General features: G+C 71.3%; 23 protein-coding genes. 11 read left to right on the top strand and 12 right to left on the bottom strand.

Annotated features, from left to right (window positions below; translation table 11 throughout):
- Positions 1–56: 56 nt before the first annotated feature.
- Positions 57–590, top strand: a complete 534-nt coding sequence (locus FHR33_RS23140) for a GNAT family N-acetyltransferase (protein ID WP_183651377.1) — start codon at positions 57–59, stop codon at positions 588–590.
- The gene (locus tag FHR33_RS23135; RefSeq protein WP_183651375.1) at positions 591–1,244 is read left to right on the top strand and encodes a 2'-5' RNA ligase family protein; all 654 of its coding nucleotides are present in this window, start codon (positions 591–593) and stop codon (positions 1,242–1,244) included.
- On the opposite strand, the gene FHR33_RS23130 is transcribed toward FHR33_RS23135, so the two are convergent.
- Complete coding sequence (locus FHR33_RS23130; protein WP_183651373.1) at positions 1,213–2,325, bottom strand: sensor histidine kinase; 1,113 nt, start codon at positions 2,323–2,325, stop codon at positions 1,213–1,215. The two genes, FHR33_RS23135 and FHR33_RS23130, sit on opposite strands and share 32 nt — an antisense overlap.
- Complete coding sequence (locus FHR33_RS23125) at positions 2,325–3,011, bottom strand: response regulator transcription factor (protein WP_183651371.1); 687 nt, start codon at positions 3,009–3,011, stop codon at positions 2,325–2,327. The genes FHR33_RS23130 and FHR33_RS23125 overlap by 1 nt, the downstream gene beginning before the upstream one ends.
- A 100-nt stretch (positions 3,012–3,111) precedes the next feature.
- Here FHR33_RS23125 and FHR33_RS23120 point away from each other — a divergent pair, with 100 nt between their 5' ends.
- Positions 3,112–5,289, top strand: coding sequence for an MMPL family transporter (locus tag FHR33_RS23120; RefSeq protein WP_183651369.1), 2,178 nt, complete (start codon positions 3,112–3,114; stop codon positions 5,287–5,289).
- A gap of 70 nt (positions 5,290–5,359) precedes the next feature.
- On the opposite strand, the gene FHR33_RS23115 is transcribed toward FHR33_RS23120, so the two are convergent.
- Genes FHR33_RS23115 through FHR33_RS23075 form a run of 9 tightly spaced genes read right to left on the bottom strand, consistent with a single transcriptional unit; the run spans position 5,360 to position 12,272 of the window.
- A complete protein-coding gene (locus FHR33_RS23115) occupies positions 5,360–6,568 on the bottom strand; it encodes a beta-ketoacyl synthase N-terminal-like domain-containing protein (protein ID WP_183651367.1) in 1,209 nt (402 codons plus the stop codon).
- A complete protein-coding gene (locus FHR33_RS23110; RefSeq protein WP_183651365.1) occupies positions 6,565–7,827 on the bottom strand; it encodes a beta-ketoacyl-[acyl-carrier-protein] synthase family protein in 1,263 nt (420 codons plus the stop codon). The genes FHR33_RS23115 and FHR33_RS23110 overlap by 4 nt, the downstream gene beginning before the upstream one ends.
- On the bottom strand, positions 7,824–8,660 hold the full coding sequence (locus FHR33_RS52755; protein ID WP_183651362.1) for a cupin domain-containing protein: 837 nt from the start codon (positions 8,658–8,660) through the stop codon (positions 7,824–7,826). Before FHR33_RS52755 ends, FHR33_RS23110 begins: the two co-directional genes overlap by 4 nt.
- Positions 8,657–8,902, bottom strand: a complete 246-nt coding sequence (locus tag FHR33_RS23100) for an acyl carrier protein (protein WP_221241209.1) — start codon at positions 8,900–8,902, stop codon at positions 8,657–8,659. Before FHR33_RS23100 ends, FHR33_RS52755 begins: the two co-directional genes overlap by 4 nt.
- Before the next feature lie 17 nt (positions 8,903–8,919).
- Entirely contained in the window at positions 8,920–9,750 is an 831-nt protein-coding gene (locus FHR33_RS23095) for an SAM-dependent methyltransferase (RefSeq protein ID WP_183651355.1), read from the bottom strand.
- A complete protein-coding gene (locus FHR33_RS52750; protein ID WP_183651352.1) occupies positions 9,747–10,898 on the bottom strand; it encodes an FAD-dependent monooxygenase in 1,152 nt (383 codons plus the stop codon). The genes FHR33_RS23095 and FHR33_RS52750 overlap by 4 nt, the downstream gene beginning before the upstream one ends.
- Entirely contained in the window at positions 10,895–11,197 is a 303-nt protein-coding gene (locus FHR33_RS23085; RefSeq protein WP_183651349.1) for an antibiotic biosynthesis monooxygenase family protein, read from the bottom strand. Before FHR33_RS23085 ends, FHR33_RS52750 begins: the two co-directional genes overlap by 4 nt.
- On the bottom strand, positions 11,194–11,922 hold the full coding sequence (locus FHR33_RS23080) for an SDR family NAD(P)-dependent oxidoreductase (RefSeq protein WP_183651347.1): 729 nt from the start codon (positions 11,920–11,922) through the stop codon (positions 11,194–11,196). Before FHR33_RS23080 ends, FHR33_RS23085 begins: the two co-directional genes overlap by 4 nt.
- A complete protein-coding gene (locus FHR33_RS23075; RefSeq protein WP_183651345.1) occupies positions 11,919–12,272 on the bottom strand; it encodes a SchA/CurD-like domain-containing protein in 354 nt (117 codons plus the stop codon). Before FHR33_RS23075 ends, FHR33_RS23080 begins: the two co-directional genes overlap by 4 nt.
- Positions 12,273–12,571: 299 nt before the next feature.
- Between FHR33_RS23075 and FHR33_RS23070 the strand changes: the two genes are divergently transcribed.
- The 6 genes from FHR33_RS23070 to FHR33_RS23045 all read left to right on the top strand — a co-directional run bounded on the left by FHR33_RS23070 (position 12,572) and on the right by FHR33_RS23045 (position 17,949).
- Entirely contained in the window at positions 12,572–13,357 is a 786-nt protein-coding gene (locus FHR33_RS23070; RefSeq protein WP_183651342.1) for a sensor histidine kinase, read from the top strand.
- Positions 13,336–14,004, top strand: coding sequence for a response regulator (locus tag FHR33_RS23065; protein WP_183651339.1), 669 nt, complete (start codon positions 13,336–13,338; stop codon positions 14,002–14,004). The genes FHR33_RS23070 and FHR33_RS23065 overlap by 22 nt, the downstream gene beginning before the upstream one ends.
- A 118-nt stretch (positions 14,005–14,122) precedes the next feature.
- Positions 14,123–14,461 carry a TcmI family type II polyketide cyclase gene (locus FHR33_RS23060; protein ID WP_183651337.1) on the top strand — a complete coding sequence of 113 codons (339 nt, stop codon included), beginning with the start codon at positions 14,123–14,125 and terminating at the stop codon, positions 14,459–14,461.
- A complete protein-coding gene (locus FHR33_RS23055; RefSeq protein ID WP_312895682.1) occupies positions 14,458–16,125 on the top strand; it encodes an acetyl-CoA carboxylase carboxyltransferase subunit alpha in 1,668 nt (555 codons plus the stop codon). Before FHR33_RS23060 ends, FHR33_RS23055 begins: the two co-directional genes overlap by 4 nt.
- Positions 16,118–16,600, top strand: coding sequence for an acetyl-CoA carboxylase biotin carboxyl carrier protein (gene accB / locus FHR33_RS23050; RefSeq protein ID WP_183651335.1), 483 nt, complete (start codon positions 16,118–16,120; stop codon positions 16,598–16,600). The genes FHR33_RS23055 and accB overlap by 8 nt, the downstream gene beginning before the upstream one ends.
- Complete coding sequence (locus tag FHR33_RS23045; RefSeq protein ID WP_183651333.1) at positions 16,597–17,949, top strand: acetyl-CoA carboxylase biotin carboxylase subunit; 1,353 nt, start codon at positions 16,597–16,599, stop codon at positions 17,947–17,949. The genes accB and FHR33_RS23045 overlap by 4 nt, the downstream gene beginning before the upstream one ends.
- A 2-nt stretch (positions 17,950–17,951) precedes the next feature.
- On the opposite strand, the gene FHR33_RS23040 is transcribed toward FHR33_RS23045, so the two are convergent.
- Positions 17,952–18,659: a response regulator transcription factor gene (locus FHR33_RS23040; RefSeq protein WP_183651331.1), complete on the bottom strand. Its 708-nt coding sequence runs from the start codon at positions 18,657–18,659 to the stop codon at positions 17,952–17,954.
- Positions 18,660–18,878: 219 nt separating this feature from the next.
- Between FHR33_RS23040 and FHR33_RS23035 the strand changes: the two genes are divergently transcribed.
- Together FHR33_RS23035 and FHR33_RS23030 are read left to right on the top strand one after the other, a co-directional pair.
- Positions 18,879–19,130 carry a MoaD/ThiS family protein gene (locus FHR33_RS23035; RefSeq protein ID WP_183651329.1) on the top strand — a complete coding sequence of 84 codons (252 nt, stop codon included), beginning with the start codon at positions 18,879–18,881 and terminating at the stop codon, positions 19,128–19,130.
- Between the two features lie 33 nt (positions 19,131–19,163).
- Complete coding sequence (locus FHR33_RS23030; RefSeq protein ID WP_183651327.1) at positions 19,164–19,829, top strand: LmeA family phospholipid-binding protein; 666 nt, start codon at positions 19,164–19,166, stop codon at positions 19,827–19,829.
- The last annotated feature ends 3 nt before the right edge of the window (positions 19,830–19,832 follow it).

Here is a 19,832-nt window from a genome sequence, read left to right as displayed (position 1 = left end):
GGGCCCGCGATCAATTCGGTTGCGGGCCTCTGTCATGAGGTGATCCCCTTTTCGCCATGCTCAGAGGCACACGCATCCGACTGCGTCCCATGGAGCCCCACGAGGCCGAGACACTCTGGCGCTGGAACAGCGACCCCGAGGTGATGCGCTGGCTGGATGAGGGCTACCCCGAGACGCTCGCCCAGACCGTGGCCCGCTGCGAGGCCCGCGACCGCAACTCCTACGACAACGTGCTGCTCGGCGTGGAGAGCCTCGAGGACGGCAGGCTGATCGGCCTGGTGAGGCTGGGCGGCGCCGAACCGGAGACGGGCGACGCCGAGCTCGACGTCTACCTCGGAGAGAAGGACTGCTGGGGCCGTGGCTTCGGCACCGAGGCCGTCCGGCTGATCTGCAGGTACGGCTTCGACAGGATGCGGCTGCACCGCATCACGCTCTGGGTGGCCGATGCGAACACCGGAGCCAGGCGCGTCTACGAGAAGGTGGGCTTCGTCGAGGAGGGGAGGGCGCGCGAGTCCTTCCGCAGGGACGGCAAGTGGCACGACATGGTGATGATGGGCCTCCTGGAGGGCGAGCTGCGCGATACTCCCTGAATGTCGCGATACGGGGAGTTCTTCGCGAGAGGCCGATCGGCGTTGCTCGACGGACAGGCCACCTACGACCGGCCTCCGGTGGAGGGGGCCAGACGCTGGGGCGCGGCGGCGGTGCTGCGGCCCTCGGGTCCCGTGCTCGACAGGCTGGTGGAGCTGGCCGGCGAGCTGAGACCCGTGGTGGGGCCAGGGCACTGGGTCCATGGCCCCGACGCGTTGCACGTGACGCTGCGCTCGCTGGAGCCGTACAGGGAGGACGTCACCGACCGCCGCGTCTACGGGGCGGCGCTGGAGAAGGCGATGCGTGGGCTGCCGCCGGTCCGGGTGGAGCTGCGCGGTGTGGCCGGCCACCACGGCGGCGTGCTGGTCTGGGCCACGCCTGCCGACGAGACGCTCGCCACGTTGCAGAAGCGCTTCGCCCACGCGCTGGGGGAGAAGGGCGCTTTCGAGAGCTGGACGCGCGACATCTGGTACGTCAGCCTCGTCCACTTCGCCGCGCCCGTCGAGCGGCCCGAGGCGATCGTCGGCTGGTGCGAGGAGCGCGCCGACCTGACGGTCGGGGTCGCGGAGCTGTCGCGGGCCGAGATCGTGCGGGCCGTCCACACCGGTGGTGGCGTACGCCTGGTCACGCTCGAGCGAGCGGAATGCGGACCGTGAACGTGGTGCCCTTGTCCTGCGCCGACGAGGCGGTGGCCAGGCCCCCGTGCGCGGCCACGACGGAGGCCACGATCGACAGGCCGAGCCCCGCGCCGCCGCCCCGCTGGGCCTCGGGCTGGCGGTGGTCGCCCCTGTAGAACCGTTCGAAGACGCGCTCGGCCTGCTCGGAGGTCAGTCCCGGGCCCTCGTCGCTGACCTCGAGGACCGCGAAGCCGTCCTCCTCGGCCACCCGCACGTTCGCCGCCGTGCCCTCGGGGGTGTGGTGCAGGACGTTGGTGAGGAGGTTGGCCACGACCTGCCTGAGCCTCGCGGGGTCACCCGTCACCACGACGGGCGTGCCGTACTCGAGGGTGATGGAGCGCGAAGGATCGACCGCGCGGGTGTCGGCCACCGCGTCGGCGGCCAGCGAGACCAGGCTGACCGGCTCCCGCTCCAGCGGCCTGCCCTGGTCGAGCCTGGCCAGCAGGAGCATCTCCTCCACCAGCAGGCCCATCCTGGCCGACTCGGCCTCGATCCTGTGCATGGCTCTGGCCAGGTCCTCGGGCCTGTCGTGGGCGCCCCGCCTGAACAGCTCGGCGTAGCCGCGGATGGTCGCGATCGGGGTGCGCAGCTCGTGCGAGGCGTCGGCGATGAAGCGGCGCAGCCGCTCCTCGGAGGCCTCGCGCTGCCTGAAGGCCCGTTCGAGCTGGACGAGCATCGCGTTGAGGGCGTGAGCGAGCCTGCCGACCTCGGTGCCGGGCGGGGCGCTCTCGATCCTGCGGTCGAGGTCACCCGAGCCGATGTGGGCGGCGGCCTCGACGATCCTGTCGAGCGGGCGCAGCCCCCTTCTGGCCAGGTGGGCGGCCAGCACGGTCAGGCACACCAGCGCGAAGGCCGAGGTGCCCGCCAGGACCAGGGCGATGCGGCTGGTCAGCTCCTCGGAGGCGGCCAGCAGCGCCTCGGGCGTGGTCAGCGCCATGAGCTTGCTGTTGCCGGGGCCGTGCCAGTCCTGCAGCGCGCCGAACGTGGCCCCCGCGACCAGGCCGAGCGCGATGGCGACCAGGCCCACGGTGGTCAGGACCAGGCGGGTGCGCAGCGACATCACCGCTCCACCGGCAGCCGGAGGACGTACCCGATGCGGGGCATCGTGTGGATCAGCGGCGGGTCGAACGCGTCGACCTTGCGGCGCAGGTAGCTGATGTAGGTCTGCACGACGCCGTCGTTGCCGCCGAAGTCGTACTCCCACACGTGGTCGAGGATCTGCCGCTTCGACATCACCTTGCCCGCGTTGCCCAGCAGGAAGCGCAACAGCTTGAACTCCGTCGGCGTCAGGTCGATCCTGCGGCCGGCGCGGAAGACCTCGTAGGTGTCGTCGTCCACGACGAGGTCGGCGAAGGCCACTCTGGCGCTCTCCGGCGCGCTCCTGTCGGTCCTGCGCAGCACCGCGCGGATGCGGGCGGTCAGCTCCTCCAGGCTGAACGGCTTGGTGACGTAGTCGTCGCCGCCCACCGTGAACCCGCCCACCTTGTCCTCGGTGGCGTCCCTCGCGGTGAGGAAGACGACGGGGACCTGCGACCCCGCGAGCCTGATCCGGTGGCACACCTCGGTGCCGAGAATGTCGGGCAGCATCACGTCCAGCACGATGAGATCGGGATCGAAGCTTCTGACCAGTGCCATCGCGACCGCGCCCGTCTCGGCGACCGCCGTCTCGAACCCCTCGTAACGCAGGGCGGTGGCGACGAGATCGGCCAGGTAGGGTTCGTCTTCGACGACCAGGATTCGGCTCACGTGGTCATTCTGACCCGAAGAGTCAGGGATCGGGGAAACTCACATGGCTCTCTAAGAGAGATCACAGAGCCGCCTGTCGCCGCGCTGGTCAACTGCTCGCATGGAGAGAATCTCGGCATTCGTGCTAGGTCGCAAGGGCCTGGTCATCCTGCTGACCGCGGTCGCCTTCCTGGTGGGGATGGGCGCGACCCCGCTGGCGATCCAGCGCCTGTCGGAGGAGTACGCCCACCCTGGGATGCCCGCCTTCGACGCCAACCAGGAGATCGTCAAGGTCTACGGCAACGGCGGCTACCAGCGTCCGTTCGTGCCGGTCGTGCGCCTGCCCGAGGGACAGTCGGTGACGGCCCAGAAGGAGAGCCTGGGCAGGGCGTTCGCCGCGGTGGCCGCGGTGCTGCCCAAGGCCCGCGTCGTCTCCTACGCCGACACCGCCGACCCCAAGCTGGTGGGCTCGGACGGCAGGACCACGCTCGGCCTGGTCTTCCCCGGCACCTACTCCGACGGTAGCCCGCCGGGAGGCGGCCTCGGTGAGACGCCCGACGAGAGCCTGGTGATCGTCAAGGCGATGACCCCGCATCTGCCACCTGGCTCGACCATCCATGTCACCGGGCTCGACGCGCTGGCGCCCAGCGTGGACGCGGGCGGCGTGGACGTGCCCACGAAGATCGGCATCGGCGTGCTGGCCGCCGTGGTGGTGCTGCTCCTGGTGTTCAGGTCGGCGCTGGCCTTCGTGCCGTTGCTGATCTCCGTGCTGGCCATCTTCTGCTCCTTCATCGTGATCCTGCTGCTGACGCTGGTGATGACCGTCCACGACGTGGCGCTGACCACGATGCCCCTGCTGGGCCTGGGAATCGCGGTCGACTACTCGCTGCTCATCGTGGCCCGATGGCGGGAGGAACAGGCGCTCGGGCACAGGGGGGACGAGGCCGTCCACAGGGCGATGGCGGGCGCGGGCAGGGCGGTGCTGTTCAGCGGGCTGGCGGTGGCGATCGGCCTGGTCACGATGGTGGTTCTGCCGGTGCCTTTCCTGCGCAGCCTGGGGATCGCCGGAATGATCATCGCGGCGGTGAGCGTCGCGGTCACGCTGACCGTCCTTCCTGTGGTGCTGGCCCGCACGGGCCAGCGGCTGGACAGGAGGCGGGCGGGCGGGGCGCGCTTCGCCCGCGAGGCGCGGGCGGGCAGGGCGTGGTCGGCGTGGGCCAGAGGCGTCGTACGGCTGCGCTGGCCCGCCGCGCTGCTCACCGGCGGTCTGCTCGTCGCCCTGGCGGTCACGGGCACGAGGGTGGACCTCGGCCTGCCCGAGAGCGGCAGCCTGCGCACCAGCGGCTCCGCCTACGAAGGCCTGACCGAGCTCAAGGAGGCGGGCATCCCCTCCGGCTCCATCGTCGCCTTCGACGTGTTCGTCACCGGTGACCCCGCGCCCGCCGTCGAGGCCATCAGGGGCGTCGAGGGCGTCTCGACCGTGCTGGCCCCCGACCACGCGGCCTGGCGCAGGTCGGGCACGGCGGTGGTCACCGTCCTGCCCGTGGCCGAGGGCGGCAGCGCGGCGGGCGAGGCGACGATCTCCGCGGTGCGGGCCGCGGTGCCGGCCAACGCGAGGGTCGGCGGCAACGCGGCGCAGAGCATGGACTTCAGGTCGCAGACCTACGGCGCGTTCCCGTGGATGCTCGCCATGATCGCGCTCGTCACGTTCGTGATGCTGGCCAGGGCGTTCAGGTCCCTGCTGCTGCCGCTCAAGGCCATCGCGCTCAACCTGCTGTCGCTGGGCGCGGTCATCGGCACGATGGTGTTGCTGTGGCAGTACGGCTGGGGCACCAAGGAGCTGCTCGACATCCACCCGACCGGCTCGATCGGCGAGTTCGTCCCGCTGACGATCTTCGCCTTCCTGTACGGCCTGAGCATGGACTACGAGGTCTTCATCCTGGCCAGGATGCGCGAGGAGTACGACAGGTCGGGCAGCACCGCGCACGCGGTGATCGAGGGCGTCGGGCGCACGGGCCGGCTGGTCACGTCGGCGGCGCTGATCCTGTTCATCTCGTTCGCCGCGCTGGCGATGACGCCTGAGCTGGACGTGAAGGTGTTCGCCAGCGGCCTGGCGCTCGGCATCGCCCTGGACGCCACCCTCATCAGGGCGATCCTGGTGCCGGCCGTCGTGGCCATGATGGGCAGGTGGAACTGGTGGCTGCCCGGCTGGGCGGCCAGGCTGCTGCGGGTCGAGCCCTCGCCCGCCAGGCCCGAGGACGAGCACGTGCGGCCCGCCGTACCCGAGCCCGTGCACTGAGCCGGATGAGAGGACGAAGGAACGGCCACCGCCTCGGGGAGAGGCGGTGGCCGTTCCGGTGGGGACGAGGTCAGACGGCGGTCAGGACCGCCGCGGAGTTGAAGCCGCCCGAGCCCCTGGCGACCACCAGCGCCGCCGACAGGCCGGAGACCGTGCGGGCCTCCCGCACCAGGTCGAGCCCTCCGACCTCGGCGCCGGCGTTGACGGTCGGCGGGATCACCTGGTCGGCCAGCGCGAGCGCCGCCCAGGCCAGGTCGAGGGCGGCGCCGCCCGAGCACAGCCTGCCGGTCATCGTCTTGGGCACGGTGACGGGCACCGCGCGCGAGCCGAAGACCTCCGTGAGCGCGACGACCTCCAGGGCGTCCCGCTCGGGCGTGCCCGCCCCGTCGGCGAAGACCACGCCGATGTCGTCGGGGCGCAGCCCGGCCCTGGCGATCGCCTCGCGCATGGCCCTGGCGTACTGGCGGGGATCGGGCGCCGCGTCGGTGATGTGGTGCGCGTCATGCGTGGACGCGGTGCCCGCGATCTCGGCGTACACCGAGGGCGCGCCCCGTCCGAGCGCCGACTCGCGCTCCTCCACCAGCAGGATCGCCCCACCCTCCGCCGGCACGTACCCGTTCGCGTCGGGCGCGAAGGGCCGGTAGGCGCGGGCGGGGTCGCTCTCGCGGCTGACCGTCTCCTCGCCGGCCTGGCAGGCCAGCGCGTACGGCGAGAGCGGCGCCTCGGTGCCGCCGGTGAGCACCCCCTCGGTACCCCTGCGGACGAGCCTGGCGGCCTCCCTCAGGGCGTCGATCCCGCCGGCCGCGTCGGCGACGAGGACTCCGCAGGCCCCCTTCAGCTGGTGCCTGATGGACAGTTGGCCGCTGCTGGCCGCGTAGAACCAGCCGATCGACTGGTAGGCGCTGACCGAGCGCGGCCCTCGGCTCCACAGCGCCTGGATCTCCCGCTGGCCGAAGGCGTTGCCGCCCGAGCCGCCCGCGGTGACCACCGACAGGTCCGACGGGCTCTCCCTGGCCGGGTCGAAGGCCGCGTCGGCCAGCGCCAGCTGGGTGGCGGCCATGGCGAACCAGGTCCACCTGTCGGTCTGCACGCGCAGCTTGCTGTCGACGAACTCCTCCTCGCGGAACCCCTCGACCTGCCCCGCCAGCTTGATCGGCGAGCCCTCCACCCGGCTGATCATGGTGGCGCCCGCCAGCGAACGCTCCCAGTGCTCGCTGACGCCGATGCCCGTGGGGGCGACGACGCCGAGCCCGGTGATGACGGCCCTTCTGCGGCTCATGCGGCCGCTCCAGGCACCGAGAAGATCATCGCCGACTGGAAGCCGCCGAACCCGCTGCCTGCCGACAGCGCGTGCCTGGCCTCGACCTCGCGGGCGACCAGCGGCGTGTAGTCGAGGTCGCACTCGGGGTCGGGGGTAATCAGGTTGGCGGTGGGCGGCACCACGCCTCTTTCGAGCACCAGCGCGCAGGCGGCCATCTCGATCGAGCCGATCGCACCCAGAGAGTGCCCCACGACCGACTTGATCGAGCTGATCGGCACCCTGCGGGCGTGCTCGCCGAGCGCCCGCTTGTAGGCGGCGCTCTCGTGCCTGTCGTTCTGCTTGGTGCCCGAGCCGTGCGCGCTGATGTAGCCGATGTCCTCGGGCACCAGCCTGGCCTGGCCGAGCGCGTCCACGATCGCCTCACCGAGCTCGACCCCGTCGGGACGCAGACCCGTCATGTGGAAGCCGTTGGCCCTGGCCGCGTAGCCGGTGATCTCGCAGTAGACCCTGGCGCCGCGCTTCCTGGCGTGTTCCAGCTCCTCCACGACCAGCACCGCGGCGCCCTCGCCGAGCACGAAGCCCTGACGGCCCGCGTCGAAGGGCCTGGAGGCGCCTTCGGGGTCGTCGTTGGCGGGGGTGGTGGCCCTGATGGCGTCGAAGCAGGCCACGGTGATGGGCGAGATCGGCGCGTCGGACGCGCCGGCGATCATCACGTCCGCCTCGCCGTCCTGGATGAGCTGCAGGGCCCTGCCGATGGCGTCGATGCCCGAGGTGCAGCCGGTCGAGACGACCGCGGCGGGGCCGTGCGCGCCGTACCGCACGGCCAGCTCGGTGGCGGCGCTGGAGGGCACCAGCGCCTGGTAGAGGAAGGGGCGCAGGTGGCGGTGGTCCACCTGCCACTCCCTGCCGTGGTCGCTGGCCACGACGTACTCCTCCTCCAGCGAGATGGTCGCGCCCACGGCCGAGCCGAGGCTGACGCCGACCCTGTCGCGGTCGGAGCGCTCCAGGTCGAGCCCGGAGTCGGCCAGCGCCTCGTCCGCGCAGACCGTGGCGAACTGGACGAAGCGATCCATGCGCCTGCGCTCCCTCGGCGTCAGGCCCAGGGCGGCGGCGTCGAAGTCGACCTCGGCGGCGATCTGCGATCTGAAGGGGGAGGGGTCGAAGGTGGTGATCCTGCGGACGGCGGGCTTGCCGTCCACGATCCTGCTCCAGAACTCCTCCCTGCCCACGCCGCCTGGCGCCAGCACGCCGATGCCGGTGACGACGGCCCTCCTCATGTGCCCACCTGCTCGGGGTAGGGCTCGGTGTCGACGTGACCGAGCTCGGGCCTGGGGGCCAGCGGGCTGAGCTGGAAGACCGCCAGCGCGTCGCCGGCGCCGACGTTGGTGAGCCTGTGCCGCACGTTACGCGGCACGAACAGGGCCTGCTCGGGGCCGAGCGTGACGGGCTCGCCGTCGAGATCGACCTTCAGCGTGCCGGAGGCGACGAACAGGTACTCCTCCGAGTACGGGTGGTAGTGCTCGGAGATGCCCTCACCGGGGGCGAGCCGTACGGCGCCGCAGAAGCCCGAGGAGGACCCGCAGGTGGCGGGGGAGAGCAGGGTGCGCAGGTCGCCGCCGCGCCTGGTGTTGGCGGGCACGTCGTGGAAGCCGACGACCGAGCGGCGGCGGCGCTCCACCTTCTCCTTGATGAGGTTCATCTGCGCCACGGAGTTGGTGTTGATCCTGTCGGTCATCGCGGCGGTGTCGAGGGGGGCGTCGGGCTTCATGTGGAAGTCCTGCACCCACCGCATCCTGGTGAGGTCGGGGGTGAGCTCCTCGTACTCCCAGGCGATGTTCATGAACTCGAAGGGGCCCGTCTCGATCCTGCGCGCCCTGACGGTCCTCGACTCGGTGTCCCAGGTGCGCTGGGAGACCCAGCTCCACACCCTGCCCTGCTCGTCGGGGTGCATGGTCAGCCGGAAGGTGACCGTGTTGTCGCCCTCCTCCAGTACCTCGGCCTCGGCGTACTCGGAGAACAGGTCGGGCCAGGTGCGCACGTCGTTGGTCTGCTCCCAGACGAACCCGATGGGCGCGGCGATCTCGATCGCGTTGTCGGTGTGGCCGATCATCGCACCGCTCCGATCAGTCGCTCGTTGACCAGGTCGCGCACCAGCGAGGGGGTCGCCTCCGCGGTGATCCGGTCCTCCACGTCCACGCCGAACCTGTCCTGGATGCGGGTGGCGAGCTCCATCCTGGCCAGCGAGTCGAGACCGAGCTCGTCGAAGGTGCGCTCCAGCTCCTCCCCGCCCTCGCTGGACGGCAGGCCCACGGCGGCGAGCAGGTCGCGCAGGTTGCTCTCGGTGAATTCCATCATTGTCTCCCTGTCAGTCAGTCGCGGGTGGCGTCGACGAGCCAGATACGGGCCGATCCCGCGACCGCGGGGTGGGCCATGGCGGGAACGGGACGGCCGAGGCTCACGGCGAGGTCGGCCTGGTGGGTGATCTCGGCCCGCCAGCCGTGCGCCGCGAGCCATTGCTCGGGGTCCTCCACCGACGACAGCCAGGCCGCCTGCGTGGCCGCCAGCTTGTTCATGGCGGGCCGCATCTTCGGCTGGTCGGCGTAGGCCTGGTTGACGTGCTCGACGGAGAGCCTGCTGCCCGGCGCGGACAGCTCGCTCAGCCGCTTCAGCACGGCGGCGCCGTCCTCGGGGGTCAGGTACATGAGCACGCCTTCGACCAGCCACGCGGTCGGCCGTTCAGGGTCGAACCCGGCCGAGACGAGGGAGGCGGGCCAGTCGTCGCGCAGGTCGGCGGCGACGGCCGTGCGCTCGCAGCGGGCCCGCGCGTCGTGTTCGGCCAGCACCCTGTCCTTGAAGGCGATGAGGTCGGGCAGGTCCACCTCGAACAGCCGGGTGCCCGCGGGCCAGTCGAGCCGGTAGGCCCTGGTGTCGAGCCCCGCGGCCAGCAGCACGACCTGCCGCAGCCCCGTGCGGACGGCCTCGCCGAGGCGATCGTCGAAGTAGCGGGTGCGCAGCACGAAGTGCTCGGCCGCGCGGCGGCCCGCCTCGCTCACACCGCTGATGCGGCCTGCGGCCTCCACCAGAGGGCGGGCGAGCGGGTCCTTGAACAGACCGCTGGGACGGGCCGTTTCGGCCTCCCTGGCCTGGGCGATCAGCACCGCCGTACGGCTGACGCCCGTCGGCAGACCTGTGACGGTCATGAGGTGTCCTCCATGGTGAGCTGGTAGGTCTTGCGGTAGACGAGCCGGTCGAAGGTCAGGCGCATGAAGGCGTCGCGCGCGGCGCACGCCACGGGATGGCGCCACCTGGTGAGGGCGCCGTTGGCCCGCGACCTGCGGACGATGCGGGCGGCGCGGGCCACCCGGCGCGCCTCGTAGCGGCGCAGCCCCTCGGCGACGTCGCCGCCCTTCAGGCACTCGGCCAGGACGAGGGCGTCCTCGATCGACTGTCCCGCGCCCTGTCCGAGGTTGAAGGTCATCGGGTGCGCCGCGTCGCCGAGCAGCGCCACCCTGCCGTGGGCCCAGCGCGGCATGGGCGGCCTGTCGAAGATCGGGACGGTGGTCAGGTCGGCAGGGTCGGTGGCGGCGACCAGCCGGGGGATCGGGTCGGGCCAGTCGCCGAACTCCCTGGCGAGCAGGTCGAGCGGGCGCGTTCCGAACGGGGCGGTGATGTGGTCGCTCAGCACGCCGTCCCAGTAGACGAGATCGCCGGTGAGCCGGTAGCAGACGAACCAGCGGCCCCTGCCCCAGGTGCTGAGGAAGGTGTGCTCGGGCACGCCGGAGCCCGGCAGGTCGATGACGCCCTGGAAGGCGGTGAACCCGGCGTAGCGCGGCGGCGGCTCGTGCGGGACGAGCGCCGCCCGCACCACCGAGCGCAGCCCGTCGGCGCCGATGAGCGCGTCCACCCGCTCCTCGGCGTCGCCGACCCGGACGGTCACGCCGCTGCCGTCGGCGGAGAACCCGCCGCAGGGCGAGTCCAGCCTGAGGGCGTCGCCGGCCTCCTCGACCAGCAGCGCGTGCAGGTCGGGACGGCTCACGCTGTAGACGGGCGCCCCCAGCTCGGCCGCCTTCCTCGCCATGGACCAGCGGGCGAGCCTGCGCCCCCCGCTGTTCCTGAACAGGTGCTCGCGCAGCTCGTAGCCGATCTTCTCCACGCCCGGCTCCAGTCCGAGGTCGCGCAGCGCCAGCACGGCGTTGTGCCACAGGACGAGCCCGTGACCGGCCTGGGCCATGCGCAGCTCGGGGGCGCGTTCGTGGACGGTGACCGCGGCGCCCGCGCGCCTGAGCGCCACCGCCGCGGTCAGCCCCCCGATGCCGCCGCCCGCCACGAGCACCCTGAGCGGGTTCACGTCCCTGTCTCCGCCTTGACCAGGAAGCGCAGCGACCTCGCCGCCGTGATGCACTCGCGCATGGGCTTGACCAGGTCGCGGTGCTCCTGCGTGGCCTCCCACGCCAGGAAGTCGGCCAGCTCGCGCCACTCGCTGGTGATGAGCCACTGCTCCGGGTCGGTCGCCGACTGGCAGACCTGGTCCTTCAGGTGGCCGGGCACGCCTCCTGAGACCTGGTACCTGATCTTCTCGTAGGCGACGAGGAAGTCGTCCTGACGCTCGGCCGGCACGGTGATGAGGAAGACGATCCTGGCGGTCATCGCGGCGGCCCCGACAGGTCGGAGCGGAACTCGAAGCGGCCGAGCACCGGCACCACCGCACCGTAGAGCCCGTCGGCCTCCTCGCTGGTGAGGAAGGCGACGGCGCGGGCGACGAGGTCGGGCGCGACCGTGTGGTCGAAGTTGAGGTCGGGACGGGCGGCCCGCTTGTCGGGCGTGTCGGCCATGGTCATGCTGATCACGTTCACGTGGACGCCGCCGCGCTTGAGCTCGTGCGCGACCGAGCGCGCCCAGGCCACCAGCGCGGCCTTCGAGGCGGCGTACGCCGACAGCGCGGGCAGCGGCTCGTCGGCCAGCGGCGTGGTGAAGAAGACCAGCCTGGCGCCCTGGCCCAGGTGCGGAAGGGCGGCCTGGGTGACGGTGACCGCCGACAGGAAGTTGGCGCGAAGCGTCTGCTCGTAGGCGTCGGCGTCCATGAGGAACAGCGGGCCCGCCTTGAAGGCGCCGACCAGGTGGACGAGGCCGTCGAGCCTGCCGTACCTGGTGACGGCCTCCTCGGCCGCCGACCTGGCGCCCTCCGGGTCGGACACGTCGGCGGTCAGGGTCTCCACCCGGCCAGGCGCTCCGTGGACGGCCTCCAGCTCGGCGAGCCTGTCCTTGTCGCGGCCGACCAGCAGGAGCCGGTCGCCTCTCGCGGCCAGCCTGGGGACGACCGCGCCACCCAGGCCGCCGGTGGCGCCGGTGACGAGCAGGACCTGCCCGCTCATCGGACGGGCTCCGCGACGCGGGTGGTGACGTGCTCCATGAGGGCGCTGACGAAGAAGGCGCGGGCGCCCTCGGGGGTGCTCATGTCCCTGGGGGTGGCGAGGTAGGGGTCGAGCTCGCGTTCGAGCTTCTGGATGCTGGGCTGTGCGGCCAGGTGGCGCATCACGCTCGGCAGGCTGCCGTCGATCTCGATGACCCGGATCACCGTGGTGTCCTTCATGAAGATCGAGGTGCTCAGCAGCCGGGTGCCGTCGGCGGTCTCCCACTCGGGCGGCGCGTACCCGGACAGCAGCTCACGCACCGCCGCCTGGGTTCCCTGTCGGATCTCGAAGGTGATCGCGTAGCGCTGCATCAGGCTTCCCTTCGGTCTGTACGGCTCTGCGCCGTCGCCGTTCAGCTTGTTGCGCCGCGCGCCGCCCGTCTTCCACCGCCAGGGCGAACCCCGCGCTCCCCTCTCGGGTGGACCTCCTCGTCTTATGGATAAGTACAGAATTGAATTACTTCTAGGAGCGTTCTGTGAAAGCGCTGTGAATCATTGATTGGACGGCCGGAATGTGCTACCTGGACCTGCGTTTCGCGAAAGATGTACGGAATGTTAATCTATGGAAAGCCTGTGGGCTTTCTTAACGCGCTCTTGTAAGCTGCCGTTTCATGGGGGACATAGCCGGATATTTAGCGACTCTCCTGTTACACACCGTGATAGACGCGTTGGGGAGCGCGCTCATCCTCGCGGTGGTGCTGCTGGTACACCGCAGGAGGAGTGGACGACACCGTGGCCCGATCCTCGCCGAACGCCGGCGGATCGCCCGTGACCTGCACGACGGCGTCGGCCACGGCCTGACCGTCATCGCCCTGCACGCCCGCCATCTCGGCGCGGCCTCCACCTCGGCCGGGCACGCCGCCGAGATCATCGACCAGACCGCGCAGGCCACCCTTGACGACCTGCGAGCCATCCTGGGAACCCTTCGCGACACGTCCACGGCGAAACCCGTCGAGCGGAAAACAGAAAGCGATTCGGTTGTACCGCTGTCGTCGCGGGTCGTGCAGTTGGCGACCCGTCTGCCCAACGGCACGACCACTCTTCGCCTGGACAATCTCGCCGCCGAAAGGACATTTCCAAGTGACATCACGCACACCGCTTTCCGCATCGCGCAGGAAAGCCTGACGAACGCGCTGAAGTACGGGGCCGACCGTATCGAGCTGAGCCTGTCCTACGCCGACGACCTGTGCGTCGAGGTGGTCAGCAGGGGGTGGAGACGCTCGGCCGCGGCCTGGAGCAGGTCGGGCGGCCACGGACTGAAGGGCCTGCGCGAACGGGTCGAGGAACACCGCGGCAGCCTCGTCCACGACCACCACGCCGACGGCTCGTTCGTCGTGCGGGCGGTCATCCCGCGACAGGCCGGAAAGGCAGGGATATGCGAACGATCCGCGTCCTGATCGTGGACGACCAGCCGCTGATCCGCAGCGGGCTGCACGCCACGTTCTCGAAGGCCGACGACATCGTGGTCGTCGGCGAGGCAGCCAACGGCGTGGACGCGGTGCGGATGGTCCGCTCGCAACAGCCCGACGTGGTGCTGATGGACATCGACATGCCGAGGATGAACGGCCTGACCGCGACCCGGGAGATCGTCGCGCTCGACAGGAGGAAGCCGACGAAGGTCGTCATCCTCACGATCTTCGACCAGGACGAGCACCTCTTCGACGCTCTCCGCAGCGGCGCCAGCGGCTTCATACTCAAGCACGCGCCCATCGAGAGGCTGCTGGAGGCGGTCCGCGAGGCCGCCGAGGGCGACGCGCTGCTGTCGCCCTCGGTGACCAGAAGGCTGATCGACGAGTTCGCCAGGCGCCCCGAGCTGTCATCGGGCTCGGCACAGACCCTCGACCGGCTCACCGAGCGCGAACGTGAGGTCTTCAGGCTGCTGGTGCGGGGCTACAGCAACGAGGAGATCGCCAGGACGCTGGTGCTCGGCGACAGCACGATCAAGTCGCACGTCCAGCACCTGTACCAGAAGCTCGGCGTCCGCGACCGGGTGCAGGTCGTCATCTACGCCTACGAGAACGGCCTGGTTCCCGTCAGCCCGTAGGGGGAGAGGTTCCCCTGTCCGGGGGAGGCCCACAATCGAGCGGGCGGCGGGAGACAGGCCGTGACCGTGGTTCCTACGGTGAGAGCGTCCATGACGGCCCGTTCCACCAGGAGTTCACGTGTCCGACAGGATTCTCATCGTCGCCCGCCTGGCCTCAGGCGACTCGGCCGAGGTCGCCCGCCTGTTCGCCGAGTCGGACGCGGGCGAGCTGCCCCACGCGCTCGGCGTGACCAGGCGCGAGCTGTTCACCTACCAGGACCTCTACTTCCATCTCGTGGAGTTCGAAGGGCCGCAGCAGGCGGCGATGGCGCGGGCCAGGAGCAGGAAGGACTTCGCCGAGCTGAGCGACAGGCTCGGCGCGCACGTCCTGCCGTACGACCCCGACACCTGGCGAAGCCCCGCCGACGCCATGGCCACCCGCTTCTACACCTGGACCCCGGAGGGGCGGGTCCAGTGACGATCTCGCCGCCGCTTCCCGCCGCCGAGGAGTGGGCGCTGTGCCCGGGCTGCTCGGCCATCGTGTACCAGCCACGCCTGGCCAGGGTCGGCATGGTCTGCCCCGACTGCGGGCACCACCACAGGCTCGGCGCGGCCGGGCGCCTCCACGTCCTGGTGGACGAGGGCTCCTTCGCCGCCGCCCCACAGGTCGCTGGCGACGACCCGCTGTCCTTCACCGACTCCCGTCCCTACCGCGAGCGCCTGGCCTCCGCCCGCGCCCGCACCGGCCTCGCCGACGCTCTCGTGTACGGCGTCGCCACCATCGGCGGGCACCGCGCGGTCGTCGCGGTGATGGACTTCTCCTTCCTCGGCGGCAGCATGGGCTCGGCCGTCGGCGAGAGCGTGGCCCGCGCCTGCGAGCTGGCCATCGCCGAGCGCCTGCCGCTGGTGCTGTCGATCGCCTCAGGCGGCGCGCGCATGCAGGAGGGCGCGCTGTCGCTGATGCAGATGGGCAAGACCGCCCAGGCCATGAGGAGGCTGCGGCGCGAGGGGCTTCTCAGCGTCTGCGTGCTGACCGACCCGACCTTCGGCGGGGTCACCGCCTCCTTCGCCACCCTGGGCGACGTGCTGGTGGCCGAGCGCGGCGCGCTCATCGGCTTCGCTGGGCCCAGGGTCATCGCGGCGGCCACCAGGGAGCGCCTGCCCGAGGGCTTCCAGAGCGCCGAGTACCTGTTCGCGCACGGCATGCTCGACAGAGTCGAGTCTCGCGACGGCCTGCGACCGCTGCTGGCCAGGCTGCTGGCCATGACGACCGGCGCGGGCGCCGCGCCCGCCGAGCCCCGTGAGCCCGTCGTGCTGCGCGACCCCACCGCGCTGGGCGGCGTGCTGCGCCCGCACGAGACGGTACGGCTGGCAAGGGACCCGGCCAGGCCCACCGCGCTCGACCACATCTGGCGGCTGTGCACCGACTTCGTCGAGTTGCACGGCGACAGGCTGCACGGCGACGACCCCGCCGTGGTCGGCGGCCTCGGCCTGCTCGACGGCGCCCCCGTCATGATCGTCGCCCACCAGAAGGGCCACGACACCAAGGAGCTGGTCGAGCGCAACTTCGGCCTGGCCCACCCCGAGGGCTACCGCAAGGCGCTGCGCCTGATGGCGCTGGCCGACAGGCTCGGCCTGCCGGTGGTCACGCTCGTCGACACCCAGGGCGCGGCCCCCGGCGTCGGGGCGGAACAGCGCGGCCAGTCATGGGCGATCGCCGACTGCCTGGGCGGCATGTCGGAGCTGTCGGTCCCTGTGGTCGCCACGATCATCGGCGAGGGCGGCAGCGGAGGCGCGCTGGCGCTCGCCATGGCCAACCGCGTGCTGATGCTGAGGCACGCCGTCTACTCCGTGATCAGCCCGGAGAGCTGCTCCACCATCCTGTACGGCGATCCGTCCCACGCGCCTGAGATGGCCGAGTCGCTGCGCCTGACCGCGCCCGAGCTGCTCAGGCTCGGCGTCGTCGACGGCGTGGTGCCCGAACCGAGCGGCGGCGCCCAGGAGGATCCGCAGGCCGCGACGGACCTGCTGCACGCGGCCGTCGCCGAGACGCTGCGGGAGCTGTCAGGGCTGGGGCCCGACGAACTGCGCAAGGACCGTTACGAGCGGTTCAGGAGGCTGGGGGTGATCCACGGTGAGTGAGCGCGAGCAGGAGCACGACCAGCACGCGGCGCTGCGGGTGCTGCGGGAGGAGGTCGCCCACCTGGTGAAGACCGTGCCAGGGCCGGTGGCGGCGGTGTCGCTGCGGCTCGGCGACTGCGCGCTGGAGGTCACATGGGCGAGCGCCGCCACGGCGGCGCAGGTCGTGGCGGCGCCCGCCGTACCCGCCCAGGCCCCGGCGGCGGCGGAGGAGGCGGTGGAGGACCCCGCGCTCACGGCGGTGACGGCGCCGCTGGTCGGCACCTTCTACCACGCGCCCGAACCGGGGGCGGCGCCGTACGTGCGGGTGGGCGACAGGGTGCGGGCGGGACAGACCGTCGGCGTCGTCGAGGCGATGAAGCTGATGAACCAGGTGGTGGCCGAGCAGGAGGGCGAGGTCGTGGAGGTGGTCGCGGGCAACGCCGAGCCGGTGGAGTACGGCCAGGCGCTGGTGCGGATCAGAGTGGGTTCGGCATGAGCGTCGGCAAGGTGCTCATCGCCAACAGGGGAGAGATCGCCCTGCGGATCGCCAGGACCTGCAGGGAGCTGGGCCTGCGAACGGTGGCGGTCTACTCGACCGCCGACCGCCACGCCAGGTACGTGGCCGCGTGCGACGAGGCCGTCCACATCGGCCCCGCGCCCGCGCGCCGCAGCTACCTCTACGTCCCTGCCGTCATCGAGGCGGCGCTCAGGACGGGGGCGGACGCCATCCATCCCGGCTACGGCTTCCTCTCCGAGGACGCCGACTTCGCCAGGGTGTGCGCGGGCCAGGGCATCACCTTCGTGGGACCGCGCCCCGAGGTGATGGAGGCGGTCGGCGACAAGGCCAAGGTGCGCGCGCTGATGGCCGCGGCGGGCCTGCCCGTGCTGCCCGGCAGCGAGGGCGCGGTCGGCTCGCCGGCCGAGGCGGAGTCGCTCGGCGAGGAGATCGGCTACCCGGTGATCGTGAAGGCGGCCGCGGGCGGCGGAGGGCGCGGGATCGAGGTGGCACGCGACCGCGCCGAGCTGCGCGAGGCGTTCAGGCGCACCACCGCACTGGCCCAGCAGGTCTTCGGCGACGGATCGGTGTACATGGAGCGCTTCGTGCCGGCCGCCAGGCACGTGGAGGTGCAGCTCCTAGGCGACGATTCGGGCACGGTGGTCCATCTCGGCGAACGCGACTGCTCGCTGCAGCGCCGCAACCAGAAGCTCATCGAGGAGGCGCCCTCGCCGTTGCTGCCCGAGCAGGTGCGCGAGGCGCTGGGCGCGTACGCGGTCGCTGGGGCGGCGCGGGTCGGATACACGGGCGCGGGCACGATGGAGTTCCTCGTCGACCCCTCGGGAGCGGCGACGTTCATGGAGATCAACGCGAGGATCCAGGTGGAGCACCCGGTGACGGAGATGCTGACCGGCGTGGACCTGGTGGCCGAGCAGCTGCGCGTGGCGGCGGGCGAGCGGCTCTCCTTCACCCAGGAGCAGGTGACGCTCACGGGCGCGGCGATCGAGTGCAGGATCAACGCCGAGGATCCCGCCGCCGGCTTCAGGCCGACCCCCGGCACGCTGGCCGTCTTCAACCCGCCGGGCGGCCCCGGAGTGCGGGTCGACTCGGGCTTCGCCCAGGGCGACAGGGTGCCGCCCGACTACGACTCGCTGATCGCCAAGCTGGTGGTGTGGGCGCCGACGAGGGCGCAGGCGATCGCCAGGGCAGACAGGGCGCTGGCGGAGTTCGAGGTGGAGGGGCCGGGCGTCGCCACCACCATCCCGCTGCTGCGCGAGCTGCTGGCGCTGCCCGAGTTCGCCAAGGCCACGCACACCACGAGGTTCGTCGAGGAGTATCTGAGCCGCTGAGCTCAGACGTGGGCGTGGTTCTCGGCGTCGGCCGCGCCGCGGTCGGGCACGAAGCGGTAGCCCACGTTGCGGACCGTTCCGATCAGCGACTCGTACTCGGGGCCCAGCTTGGCGCGCAGGCGTCGCACGTGCACGTCGACGGTCCTGGTGCCGCCGAAGTAGTCGTAGCCCCAGACCTCCTGCAGCAGCTGGGCGCGGGTGAAGACCCTGCCGGGGTGCTGGGCCAGGTACTTCAGCAGCTCGAACTCCTTGAACGTGAGGTCGAGGGCGCGGCCGCGCAGCCTGGCGGTGTAGGTGGCCTCGTCGATGGCCAGGTCGCCGCTGCGGATCTCGTCGGGCACCTCGTCGGTGGCGGCCATGGACAGCCGGCCTGTCGCCATGCGCAGGCGGGCCTCGACCTCGGCGGGGCCCGCGCTGTCGAGCAGGACGTCGTCGACGCCCCACTCGGCTGTCATGCCCGCCAGGCCGCCCTCGGTGACGATCACCAGGAGCGGGCAGTCGATGCCGGTGGTCCTGATCAGCCTGCACAGGCTCTTGGCCTGGACCAGCTCGCGGCGGGCGTCGACCAGCACGGCGTCGGCGGGTGGCGCGTCGATCAGGGCGGAAGCCTCGGCGGGCGCGACGCGGACGGAGTGCAGCAACAGCCCCAGGGCAGGCAGCACCTCGGAGGACGGCTCGAGGGCGTTGGTCAGCAGGAGCAGGTTGCTCATTACGACTCCTCTGTTCGGGGCCTCCGCGTTTGCCGTACGTGGTGTGCCGTACAAACACGTGTGGGACCCGGGGGCTACGTCGCCCGGATCCCGCTGTAGGTGAGGATAACCCACGGGCATGAAGCGTCCAGGTCGCGTCCACCTGGTGAACATGCGTTCACGCGAAACATTCTCGTTAACGAACCCGCACAATGGAGCGGAATCAATTGTGAGGTGGCTATGCCTACTGGAAAAGTTCGCTATTGGGCCGCGGCCAAGGAGGCGGCCGGTATCGCGGAGGAGGCCTTCGAGGCCGACACGCTGGGCGATCTCATGACCAAAATCACAGCGGACCGTGAGGAGCTCGCGCGCGTCGTGCGCCGGTCGTCATTCCTCGTGAACGGAGATCCGGTCGGCAGGCGCGAGCACTCGGCGGTGAGCCTGCCGGAAGGGGCCGTCGTGGAGATCCTTCCGCCCTTTGCCGGGGGATAAGGTAGCGCCAGGCATTCCCCCAGAAGGAGCCCGATGCGCAAGCTGATCATTTTCCTGATCGTGCTGATCATCGTCCTCGTAGCCGTGGACAGGGTGGCCGTCGCGGGGGTCCAGCGCGACATCGCCACCAGGATCGCCGCGTCCTCCGACCTCTCGGGCACCCCCACCGTCACCATCGAGGGCATCCCCTTCCTCACCCAGGCCATCGCGGGCCGCTACTCCGAGGTCCGCTTCGACCTCGGCACCCTGACGTACAACACCGTCAAGGTGGACAACCTGCGCGGCGCCGCCTACGACGTGACCGCTCCGCTGGCCGACGTCGTGCAGAACCGCGCCCAGATCACCGCGGGCAGGGTGCACGTCCAGGGGACGCTCTCCAGGTCGACCGTGGACAAGTTCGCGCCGCGCGGGGTCAAGATCGGCGGCAGCGGCGACAGGCTCACCGCGTCAGGCGAGGTCGACCTCGGCGTGACGAAGGTGAAGTTCGACGCCGAGATGCGGGTCGAGGTGGTCGACGGGGGCATCAAGCTCACCGCCGACAAGGTCAACGGGATCCCCTCCAAGTCCGCGGGCTTCCTGACCTACACGATCCCGTTCAAGGGCAAGCTCCCGTTCGACGTCAAGGTGACAGGCGTGAAGGCCGTCCCCGCCGGGCTGGAGATCACCGCCGAGGCAAGTGACGTACCTCTCCGTGGCTGACTT

This window comes from Nonomuraea dietziae, from assembly GCF_014195505.1.
Classification (GTDB): Bacteria; Actinomycetota; Actinomycetes; order Streptosporangiales; family Streptosporangiaceae; genus Nonomuraea; species Nonomuraea roseola.
This window is presented reverse-complemented; position numbering and strand designations above follow the sequence as displayed.

Excerpts from the sequence above, each read along its gene's own strand:
- FHR33_RS23140 (WP_183651377.1), top strand. The coding sequence starts at position 57 with ATGCTCAGAGGCACACGCATCCGACTGCGTCCCATGGAGCCCCACGAG.
- FHR33_RS23135 (WP_183651375.1), top strand. The coding sequence starts at position 591 with ATGTCGCGATACGGGGAGTTCTTCGCGAGAGGCCGATCGGCGTTGCTC.
- FHR33_RS23130 (WP_183651373.1), bottom strand. The coding sequence starts at position 2,325 with ATGTCGCTGCGCACCCGCCTGGTCCTGACCACCGTGGGCCTGGTCGCC.
- FHR33_RS23120 (WP_183651369.1), top strand. The coding sequence starts at position 3,112 with ATGGAGAGAATCTCGGCATTCGTGCTAGGTCGCAAGGGCCTGGTCATC.
- FHR33_RS23115 (WP_183651367.1), bottom strand. The coding sequence starts at position 6,568 with ATGAGCCGCAGAAGGGCCGTCATCACCGGGCTCGGCGTCGTCGCCCCC.
- FHR33_RS23110 (WP_183651365.1), bottom strand. The coding sequence starts at position 7,827 with ATGAGGAGGGCCGTCGTCACCGGCATCGGCGTGCTGGCGCCAGGCGGC.
- FHR33_RS52755 (WP_183651362.1), bottom strand. The coding sequence starts at position 8,660 with ATGATCGGCCACACCGACAACGCGATCGAGATCGCCGCGCCCATCGGG.
- FHR33_RS23100 (WP_221241209.1), bottom strand. The coding sequence starts at position 8,902 with ATGGAATTCACCGAGAGCAACCTGCGCGACCTGCTCGCCGCCGTGGGC.
- FHR33_RS23095 (WP_183651355.1), bottom strand. The coding sequence starts at position 9,750 with ATGACCGTCACAGGTCTGCCGACGGGCGTCAGCCGTACGGCGGTGCTG.
- FHR33_RS23085 (WP_183651349.1), bottom strand. The coding sequence starts at position 11,197 with ATGACCGCCAGGATCGTCTTCCTCATCACCGTGCCGGCCGAGCGTCAG.
- FHR33_RS23080 (WP_183651347.1), bottom strand. The coding sequence starts at position 11,922 with ATGAGCGGGCAGGTCCTGCTCGTCACCGGCGCCACCGGCGGCCTGGGT.
- FHR33_RS23075 (WP_183651345.1), bottom strand. The coding sequence starts at position 12,272 with ATGCAGCGCTACGCGATCACCTTCGAGATCCGACAGGGAACCCAGGCG.
- FHR33_RS23070 (WP_183651342.1), top strand. The coding sequence starts at position 12,572 with ATGGGGGACATAGCCGGATATTTAGCGACTCTCCTGTTACACACCGTG.
- FHR33_RS23065 (WP_183651339.1), top strand. The coding sequence starts at position 13,336 with ATGCGAACGATCCGCGTCCTGATCGTGGACGACCAGCCGCTGATCCGC.
- FHR33_RS23045 (WP_183651333.1), top strand. The coding sequence starts at position 16,597 with ATGAGCGTCGGCAAGGTGCTCATCGCCAACAGGGGAGAGATCGCCCTG.
- FHR33_RS23040 (WP_183651331.1), bottom strand. The coding sequence starts at position 18,659 with ATGAGCAACCTGCTCCTGCTGACCAACGCCCTCGAGCCGTCCTCCGAG.
- FHR33_RS23035 (WP_183651329.1), top strand. The coding sequence starts at position 18,879 with ATGCCTACTGGAAAAGTTCGCTATTGGGCCGCGGCCAAGGAGGCGGCC.
- FHR33_RS23030 (WP_183651327.1), top strand. The coding sequence starts at position 19,164 with ATGCGCAAGCTGATCATTTTCCTGATCGTGCTGATCATCGTCCTCGTA.